The following is a 7,736-nucleotide window of genomic DNA, read 5'->3' as shown; positions in this document are numbered from 1 at the left end:
TAGCTCGCTCCTACAGATGATCTGCATTTAAGGGACACCTCTATGCGAATGGGTAGATTCGGCAAGAATCTTCGCTGCCTCAGCGATGTCGTGTTGTATTTGTCGAATGAGTATCTCAGGATTCGGAAATTTTTGTTCACTCCTAATTTTCTCTACGAAAAATATTTCTACAGGCTTGCCGTAGATGGTTTCATGAAAATCAAAGAAGTGACTTTCCACCTGAACAGTTGTGCCGTTAAATGTAGGGCGCAGACCGATGTTCAACACACCGTCTAACCACCGTTCCTCTAACTTCGCCCGGATAGCATAAACGCCATTTGGTGGACACACCTGATTCTGTGTGTCTATATTAGCAGTTGGAAAACCAATCTCTTTGCCACGTCCATCACCATGAACAACATGACCGAGCAAGGAATAGGATCGCCCTAATAATTGTGAACTACAATGCAGATCACCGTGCGAGAGTGCTTCTCGAATTCGGGTGCTGTGGACGGGTGCCCCATTGATCTCCGTCGGTGGAACAATAGTGACATCAAACGGATAGGCCTCACTGAGTTCTGCCAGCCGTTGCGCATTGCCAGCGCGGTCTTTGCCAAACTGACAAGCATATCCAACGACAACATGTCTGGCTCGACACTTTTCTAAGAGGACCTGTTCTACAAATGATTTCGGAGACATTGCTGCTATTTGTGCATCAAAACTGAGCATGACGATCTTATCAATACCCAGCTGCTGAAGAATTTCGACGCGTTTGGAGAGCGGAGTGAGAAGAGGTGGACACCGTTCTGGGGCAAGGAAAGCGAGGGGATGTGGATAAAAGCCGACCAAGACACTCAGCAACTGATGCTGTGCAGCACGTTCAAGAAGGTTACTGATAACGGCTTGATGCCCAATATGAATCCCATCAAACACGCCAAAAGTAACCGCTGCGCCTCTATCGAATCCGGTTATGTCATCCAACCTACAAGTTGTGGGGGAGGCTTGTAGATGGCTCCTATTATTAGGGTTTTCCACGTTGGTCAATCCTTCTGGCAATCACCATGTTCCAAAGCACTCTGATCAATGTAACGTTGTGCAGTTTGAACAAGGGTATTAACGGCTGAAAGGTAAGGCATGACAACTCTGCAACCTGCAGCGCGTGCGTGTCCGCCCCCTTCAAACTCAGATGCAAGTTGGCTTACATCAACGTGTCCCTGGCTCCGCAGACTCACTTTTGCGCTTCGATCGGTCATCTCAGATACACAGAGTGCCACCTCAACACCGGCTATTGCTTGAATCTGATTCACGATGCCTTCTACCGCGTCAGCAGTCGCTCCGGTTTTTCTGAGCATCCCTTGTGTAGCGTACACTGATGCGATTTTTCCATCCTCAGTCACCTGCAATGTGCGGAGGATTTCACTTGCGAGCCGAATTTTAGCGACAGGAAGTTGCTCATAAACGTTGCGGTAGACTTCATCTGGTGCGAATTCCCCTATCTCAATTAATTCTGCAGCGATTCGATGTGTTTCAGCTGTCGTATTGCTGTAGCGAAAACAACCGGTGTCAAACATAAGTCCTGTATAAAGACAGAGTGCACACGATTTATCTATTGGTGTCTGGTGATATTTAATGAGTTTATAGACAATCTCCGACGTAGAAGAAGCTGAAGGCATAATGAGGTTGATGTCCCCGAAGGCCTCTGCGGTGGCGTGATGGTCAATGTTAACGAGTTTGTGCGTCGGGAGCAAGGATTTGGCAAGTGTTTTCCCAATTCGTTCGAGTGTGCTTGCATCTAATACAATTAACACTTCTGGCTGATAGGTACTAAGCGCATGTACATCCTCAATGTTCTCCCAGCAAGGCAGAAATTTATAGTTCCCCGGTACAGCATCTGTATTAAATATTTTAACAGATTTTCCGAGCCTCGTGAGAAAGAGGTAGAGTCCTAATTCGGAACCGATTGCGTCGCCATCAGGGTTAATGTGCGTTGAGAGTGCAAAGTCATGGTAGCGATTGAATAGGGTAAGGAGTGCGCGGTAGTTCTGCATATCCACTATCTTTAAGGTGTTCATGAAAGGTCGGTTGCCTGTCCTTCGGATGTCTCGTCTTCTGATGTAACAGACTTGAGGAGTCCATCTATTTTGAAGAGGTAGTCAGCGGACTCATCAATAGCAAACCTGAGTTCGGGCGAATACCGGAGCGTGAGGCGATTCCCGATTTCTCGCCTGAGAAATCCTGCGGCACTTTTCAGCCCCGCGAGTGTTTTGTCTTTCTGTACCTCGTCCCCAATAACACTGACTTTGACATCCACATACTTCAGGTCGGGTGACACTTCTGCCTGTGTGACAGTACAAAATGCGACACGTGGATCTTTGACAGAACGTTGGATAATCTCACTCAATTCCCGTTGAATGAGGGCTCCCACCCGATCTTGTCTTCTACTATCTGCCATGTTGTCCCTATCTTTCAGAGCAAGTTTGACTTGCGAGTTTCGTCAGAAGAAAAATTCTGTTTCGTAATCTACTAACTCAGCGTCTACATTTTTCTCAACAAAAGCGATGACATGCGAGATAAGTTTATTGAGATGCGCTACATCGTTGGAAACAGAAACAGCGGCTAATACCGCGAACTGATGTGCATCTAACGCTTCAACTTCCGCAATAGCGATATTAAAGCGATTTTTGAGTCTATCGACAAGACTTTTGATAACCCGGCGTTTCGCCTTCAACGATTGGCTATCAGGGATGCGTAGCCGGATTTTACAAACACCGATATGCATTAATAAGGTGTTAATTAATTGTGATAGTAGGCACGGTGTTCAACCGCGCTGTTTGGGTAAATAAATTATTCTACGAGCTCAAGTGCTTACGAAAGGGAACGTGCGACTTGCTCGTGGACATAACACTCAAGAACATCACCAACCTGTAGGTCGTCGAATGTCTCTATGCCGATGCCGCATTCATAGTTCGCTTGTACTTCGTTCACATTATCTTTGAATCGACGCAGCGAATTGACTTTTCCTTCGTGAATCAAACGATTATCGCGAAGGATACGAAGCGGTTGATTGTAAGAAATGCGCCCCCAATTGACGTAGCTGCCAGCAACTAAACCGAGCCGTGGCACCCTAAACAATTCGCGAACTTCAGCCCGCCCGATAACAACCTCTCGGACCTCAGGATCAAGTAAACCTTCCATCGCCGATCGGATATAGGAAATGAGGTTATAAATTATGTTGTAGGTCCGAACATCAATTCCCTCAGCTTCTTTGGCTTGTACGGCTTCTGTCGTAGGATGAACGTTGAAACCGACGACAATAGCATCAGATGCGGAGGCGAGCAAAATGTCGGTTTCAGTAATACCGCCAACGGCCTGGTGGATAATGTTGATTTTAACTTCATCGGTACTCAATTCGAGCAGCGATGAGGCAACGGCTTGTATGGAACCTTGGGTGTCACATTTGAGCACGACATTTAATTCTTTAATCTCGCCTTCCTGAATCTGTTGGAATAGATTTTCCAAGCTGACATGGCTGTTTGCGCCGAGTTGCTCGGTCCGGTACTGATCTTGGCGGGTTTCGCTGATGGTGCGGGCATCTCTATCAGATTCAACGACGTAGAACTTGTCGCCTGCCTCAGGTACCCCGGTAAAGCCGAGTACCTCAACAGGTACCGAGGGGCCGGCTTCTTTCATCCGTTTCCCAAAGTCGTCCATCATTGCCCTCACTCGCCCCGAATATCTACCAGAAACAAAGACATCTCCAACCCGCAAGGTGCCGGACTGGACGAGAACAGTAGCAACTGCCCCGCGTCCTTTATCTACCTGTGCTTCAATAACCACGCCGCGAGCAGATTTATTTGGGTTCGCCTTAAGTTCAAGAAGTGCCGCCTCCAAAAGGAGCATCTCAAGCAAAAAGTCGATGCCTGTTCCTTCTATAGCAGAAGTTTCAACACAAATAGTTTGCCCACCCCAGTCTTCAGGGACAAGTTCATGTTCTGTTAATTGTTGTTTGATATAATCTGGACGCGCGCCAGGGACATCTATTTTGTTAATAGCGACGACAATAGGGACTTTAGCAGCTTTTGCGTGGTTAATCGCTTCAACAGTCTGGGGCATGACACCGTCGTCAGCTGCAACAATGAGCACAACGATGTCAGTCACCTGTGCGCCCCGTGCGCGCATTGCGGTAAAAGCCGCGTGCCCAGGGGTATCTAAGAAAACGACACTGCCTCCGTCTAAAGTCACATGATAAGCCCCGATATGTTGTGTAATATTCCCTGCTTCAGATTCACTGATGTTTGATTGACGAATAGAGTCCAAAAGAGAGGTTTTGCCGTGGTCAACGTGTCCCATAATTGTGACAACTGGCGCCCGGGGTTGCAAAGATTCTGGTGGATCGGGCACCTCGACTAACAGTTCATCCTCAAGTGTCGGTGATTTGATTACATGAAAATTTAGGTGTTCCGCAAGCATCACAAGGGTATTATAATCAAGCCGTTGATTTATGTTTGCCATTACCTTTAATTTCATGAGTTGCATAATCAGTGCCGAAGGCTGCAACTCAAGTGCCGCGGCGAGGTCGGCAACAGTTGCGCCCTCTTCGATTTGCAAATCGCTCGTTGTATTAGATAATGCCTCTGTGGTGTCTTCAACTGCCCCCTGAGGTGTAGCAACGGTTTCCACCGATTCAACTATCTCGGACTCAATCAAGGCGACGGTATCCGCATCAAGGGTACTCCTATCATCTTTAACGCGGACACCATGTTCTTCCAAGAGCGCGACAAGTTCCTTGGTTGTTATGTCGTATTGCTTTGCCAATTCATAAACCGGTGTACCCTGATCTTTTTTTTCTTCACGATTCCCTTTGGCGGATCTTCGCCGCTGGCGTGGCTCTTTGCTCATGATAGCTCCTCCTGTTTTTCTATTGTGCTGGCGGATTTCTCGGTCCATTCAAGAAGGACTTCCTCAAACCGCTGTATAACCCCAGTTGTCAGTTGTACACGTAATAGCGAATTAATCCGCCTCGGAGACTTAAACGCTTTCTGAATACAAGACTGAGAGCGGCAGACATAAGCTCCGCGCCCGTGCAATTTCTTCCGGTTGTCAATTCCGAGTGTTTCATTCTTTTGACTCGCAAATCGTATCAATGTTTTTTGCGAAAACTTTCCACGGCACCCAATACAAGTGCGAATAACATCCGTCAAGAATTTCACCCACTTTTTTCACCCTACAATTGGTATACCGATAATCCTCGCGCCGGTATTAGATATCAGAAGGTGATGCCCTCAAAAGACTATTCAGATTCAAGGTCAAGATCATCGTTTTCAGCAGTAACGTCGCCTGCCTCAACATCCTCTTCGGAATCTATCAACAGATTATTCTCCGCGTCGGGGGTTTCCGATGCCTCAACTTCAAGGGTCTCCACATCCGCATCCGCCTCAATATCCTCAGCCTCCATTCCCTCAGGCGTATTAGCAGTCTGTTCTTCAAGATTTTTGTCAGTAGCGTCTTCAGGGCTATCCAGCACCTGTTCATCAGCCTTATGAGCATCAGGTTCTTCGGGTTTAAAGAGTTCGTTAATCGAAACAGTAGCTTCGGATTCACCTTTTATGTCAACTTTCCAGCCCGTCAATCTTGCGGCGAGCCGTGCGTTCTGTCCGCGTTGACCAATAGCTAAGGAGAGTTGATCGTCGGGAACAATCACGCGTGCACTTTTATTTTGATCGTCGAGTTCGACTCTACGGACACCCGCGCGCCGCCCCAAAGCATTAGCAATAAAAGCACTTATATCCTCGCTCCATTCAACAAGGTCAATTTTCTCCCCATCAAGTTCGCTAATAATATTTTGGACGCGAGTTCCCTTAACACCGACACATGTGCCAACAGCATCGATCCCTTCTTCAGTTGCTTGAACAGCCACCTTCGCACGATTGCCCGGATCCCGCGCAATCGCCATAATACGTACCTGCCCTTCGTAGATTTCCGGAACTTCTTGCTCAAACAACACTGCTACGAGATCTCGGTGCGTTCGAGATACGATGACAGGGGCACCACGGGTCTCATTTTTTACGGATAAAATCAGACATTGTAACCGTTTGCCACGTTCATAGTTCTGCGACCGTGGTATCTCACGGGGCGGTAAAAAAGCTTCCGTCTGCTCAAGATCTAAGATGATACCGCCACGTTCAAAACGCTGGACATAACCCGTGATGACCTCACCCTCGCGACCAGCGAATTCCTGATAGATTCTTTCGCGTTCCGCCTGTTTGATTTTTTGGAAAAGGATTTGCTTCGCCAATTGCGCCGGAATTCTACCAAATTCGCTCGGATTGATTTCGACCTTCAACATCTCGCCGAGTTCAATATCTTCCTGAAGTTTCACGGCTTCCTCAATAGGAATCTCTGTGGAAAAATCACGCATAATATTAACGACTGTTTTAGGGACGTAACACCGTATATCCCCTTTTTCCAAATCAATTTCAACAGAGACATTGGCATCGGGACCGTAAACCCGGCGTGCAGCAGCGCGGAGTGCTTCCTCTATCGCCTCAACAAACACCTCTTCAGGTAAATCTGTCTGCGCAGTATTTTGACGAATAGCGTTTTGGAGATTCTCTAACATAAGTAACGATGGCGAACTCCTATTTCATATAGACTTGCCACAACAAGTTATACAATTCCAGTCCGCGTACTCCTTTCCAATTTTTGACATAACGTGCGATGTGCATCCTTCGCATTTGCGAGTTACCATTTTAGGTGTATATGTGCCTTGCGAATTTGTGAAAGCTGAACAGAGATACTCTTTCCGTCAGTTTGCGCCAAAACGACCCGCTCTGGATGTACTTCGACAACTGTGCCTTGTACATGAGAGCCGTGTTCATTTTCTGATGCCGAAGCGACTTCTATCTGAACGGTTCGCCCACAATTTCGCCGAAAATCCTTGGCAGTTCGCAAAGGTCTATCTATCCCGGGTGAAGCGACTTCCAACTGTGCATAACTCGCTAAATGCTCATGGACTTCTAAAATCGGGTGTACCACACGGTTCACTGCTTGGCAATCTGCGACCGAAAGGCCGCCTTCCTTGTGAATGAGTAACCGCAGGGTCTGTTCGTGCGTTTCAACATCGACGAGTTCAATACCATCAATGTCGAGCATCGGTGCTAACATTTCAATAATAGAGTTTTTTTCGGTTGTTGTCATGTCTATAATATATAAAAAAACGCGAAATATCCCAATAGTAGAGGTCCCTCGCGGTTCATTTTATGTTGTATCATGCAGATGGAAGGCGTAGCACTGAGGTAAACGTGTCCGCCCCTAATTCTAAAGCAGCTGCGTCGTACAACTTCTACCGATTGCCAAGCAACGGCGTATTAATTCTCTTCCATTACCTGTATTGTATTACATCATACCTGTTTTCCCTGTTACAATCAAGCCAAAACATGCAACTGAAGCGAGATTCACAAAAGCTTATGACATAATTGTATCATATCTTGTGTCGTAAGTCAAATTAAATAGGGTTTACGCGATTTTTCGATTAAATCCTAAGTATTGTGCGGTGTCGGCAAAGTTTGCGTAAATATCGTAAAACAGTCTTCGCTGGCTCAATTATAGTAAAATAGAAAAATATGTTTACACTTCGCAACTTCGTAGGGGCTGGGTGACCGAGTCCCTACAAACTATCGTGTGTGAAAATAACTATGGGATTTACTATAAGTTGTAGAAATCATTTTATTTTTCAAAAAAGTACGCTATAATATTTT

7 protein-coding genes are annotated in these 7,736 nt (G+C 46.5%); all 7 read right to left on the bottom strand.

Annotated features, from left to right (window positions below):
* Positions 1 to 27: 27 nt before the first annotated feature.
* Positions 28 to 1,014, bottom strand: coding sequence for a bifunctional riboflavin kinase/FAD synthetase (locus tag OXH00_22190; protein MCY3743734.1), 987 nt, complete (start codon positions 1,012 to 1,014; stop codon positions 28 to 30).
* A gap of 5 nt (positions 1,015 to 1,019) precedes the next feature.
* A complete protein-coding gene (locus tag OXH00_22185; protein MCY3743733.1) occupies positions 1,020 to 2,051 on the bottom strand; it encodes a bifunctional oligoribonuclease/PAP phosphatase NrnA in 1,032 nt (343 codons plus the stop codon).
* Positions 2,048 to 2,431, bottom strand: a complete 384-nt coding sequence (rbfA, locus tag OXH00_22180) for a 30S ribosome-binding factor RbfA (protein ID MCY3743732.1) — start codon at positions 2,429 to 2,431, stop codon at positions 2,048 to 2,050. The genes OXH00_22185 and rbfA overlap by 4 nt, the downstream gene beginning before the upstream one ends.
* Positions 2,432 to 2,473: 42 nt before the next feature.
* Positions 2,474 to 2,758, bottom strand: a complete 285-nt coding sequence (locus OXH00_22175) for a DUF503 domain-containing protein (protein MCY3743731.1) — start codon at positions 2,756 to 2,758, stop codon at positions 2,474 to 2,476.
* 86 nt (positions 2,759 to 2,844) lie between these two features.
* A complete protein-coding gene (gene infB, locus OXH00_22170) occupies positions 2,845 to 4,878 on the bottom strand; it encodes a translation initiation factor IF-2 (GenBank protein ID MCY3743730.1) in 2,034 nt (677 codons plus the stop codon).
* Positions 4,879 to 5,269: 391 nt separating this feature from the next.
* Positions 5,270 to 6,598 (bottom strand): transcription termination factor NusA, encoded by a 1,329-nt coding sequence (gene nusA, locus OXH00_22165; protein ID MCY3743729.1) that lies wholly within the window; start codon positions 6,596 to 6,598, stop codon positions 5,270 to 5,272.
* 122 nt (positions 6,599 to 6,720) lie between these two features.
* The gene (locus tag OXH00_22160) at positions 6,721 to 7,176 is read right to left on the bottom strand and encodes a hypothetical protein (GenBank protein MCY3743728.1); all 456 of its coding nucleotides are present in this window, start codon (positions 7,174 to 7,176) and stop codon (positions 6,721 to 6,723) included.
* Positions 7,177 to 7,736 lie beyond the last annotated feature (560 nt).

The sequence above is a fragment of the Candidatus Poribacteria bacterium genome (genome assembly GCA_026706025.1).
Lineage (GTDB): Bacteria > Poribacteria > WGA-4E > WGA-4E > WGA-3G > WGA-3G.
This window is presented reverse-complemented; position numbering and strand designations above follow the sequence as displayed.

Coding starts and splice junctions, on each gene's coding strand:
- infB (MCY3743730.1), bottom strand. CDS start 4,878: ATGAGCAAAGAGCCACGCCAGCGGCGAAGATCCGCCAAAGGGAATCGT.
- nusA (MCY3743729.1), bottom strand. CDS start 6,598: ATGTTAGAGAATCTCCAAAACGCTATTCGTCAAAATACTGCGCAGACA.
- OXH00_22160 (MCY3743728.1), bottom strand. CDS start 7,176: ATGACAACAACCGAAAAAAACTCTATTATTGAAATGTTAGCACCGATG.
- OXH00_22185 (MCY3743733.1), bottom strand. CDS start 2,051: ATGAACACCTTAAAGATAGTGGATATGCAGAACTACCGCGCACTCCTT.
- OXH00_22175 (MCY3743731.1), bottom strand. CDS start 2,758: ATGCATATCGGTGTTTGTAAAATCCGGCTACGCATCCCTGATAGCCAA.
- rbfA (MCY3743732.1), bottom strand. CDS start 2,431: ATGGCAGATAGTAGAAGACAAGATCGGGTGGGAGCCCTCATTCAACGG.